The sequence below is a fragment of the Shewanella mytili genome, from assembly GCF_046765975.1.
GTDB lineage: Bacteria > Pseudomonadota > Gammaproteobacteria > Enterobacterales > Shewanellaceae > Shewanella > Shewanella mytili.
Window position 1 is genome coordinate 1 of record NZ_JBKOUD010000032.1, and the last position, 1593, is coordinate 1593.

Annotated in this window: 1 rRNA gene; it reads right to left on the minus strand. The window is 53.4% G+C overall.

Going from position 1 to position 1593, the window contains the following annotated elements:
* Nucleotides 1–38: 38 nt before the first annotated feature.
* Nucleotides 39–1583 (minus strand): 16S ribosomal RNA (locus ACIDEJ_RS15205).
* Nucleotides 1584–1593: the final 10 nt, after the last annotated feature.

A 1593-nucleotide genomic window follows, 5' to 3' on the forward strand; every position in this document is an offset into this window, starting at 1 on the left:
ATCTGTGTGAACACTCACAACAAACACCATCGCTTTGGTAAGGAGGTGATCCAGCCCCAGGTTCCCCTAGGGCTACCTTGTTACGACTTCACCCCAGTCATGATCCACACCGTGGTAAACGCCCCCCCGAAGGTTAAGCTATCTACTTCTGGTGCAAACCACTCCCATGGTGTGACGGGCGGTGTGTACAAGGCCCGGGAACGTATTCACCGTGGCATTCTGATCCACGATTACTAGCGATTCCGACTTCATGGAGTCGAGTTGCAGACTCCAATCCGGACTACGAACAGCTTTCTGGGTTCCGCTCCACGTCGCCGCTTTGCTTCCCTCTGTACTGTCCATTGTAGCACGTGTGTAGCCCTACTCGTAAGGGCCATGATGACTTGACGTCGTCCCCACCTTCCTCCGGTTTATCACCGGCAGTCTCCCTACAGTTCCCGGCATTACCCGCTGGCAAGTAAGGATAAGGGTTGCGCTCGTTGCGGGACTTAACCCAACATTTCACAACACGAGCTGACGACAGCCATGCAGCACCTGTCTCAGAGTTCCCGAAGGCACCAATCCATCTCTGGAAAGTTCTCTGGATGTCAAGAGTAGGTAAGGTTCTTCGCGTTGCATCGAATTAAACCACATGCTCCACCGCTTGTGCGGGCCCCCGTCAATTCATTTGAGTTTTAACCTTGCGGCCGTACTCCCCAGGCGGTCTACTTAATGCGTTAGCTTGAGAGCCCAGTGTTCAAGACACCAAACTCCGAGTAGACATCGTTTACGGCGTGGACTACCAGGGTATCTAATCCTGTTTGCTCCCCACGCTTTCGTGCCTGAGCGTCAGTCTTTGTCCAGGGGGCCGCCTTCGCCACCGGTATTCCTCCAGATCTCTACGCATTTCACCGCTACACCTGGAATTCTACCCCCCTCTACAAGACTCTAGTCTGCCAGTTCCAAATGCGATTCCCAGGTTAAGCCCGGGGCTTTCACATCTCGCTTAACAAACCGCCTGCGCACGCTTTACGCCCAGTAATTCCGATTAACGCTCGCACCCTCCGTATTACCGCGGCTGCTGGCACGGAGTTAGCCGGTGCTTCTTCTGTCAGTAACGTCAATTGATGAGGGTATTAACCTCACCACCTTCCTCCTGACTGAAAGTGCTTTACAACCCGAAGGCCTTCTTCACACACGCGGCATGGCTGCATCAGGGTTTCCCCCATTGTGCAATATTCCCCACTGCTGCCTCCCGTAGGAGTCTGGACCGTGTCTCAGTTCCAGTGTGGCTGATCATCCTCTCAGACCAGCTAGAGATCGTCGCCTAGGTGAGCCTTTACCTCACCTACTAGCTAATCCCACCTGGGCTTATCCATTCGCGCAAGGACCTAAGTTCCCCTGCTTTCCCCCGTAGGGCGTATGCGGTATTAGCAGTCGTTTCCAACTGTTATCCCCCTCGAATGGGCAAATTCCCAGGCATTACTCACCCGTCCGCCGCTCGTCATCTTCAAAAGCAAGCTTTTGAAATGTTACCGCTCGACTTGCATGTGTTAGGCCTGCCGCCAGCGTTCAATCTGAGCCATGATCAAACTCTTCAATTGAAAGTTTTTT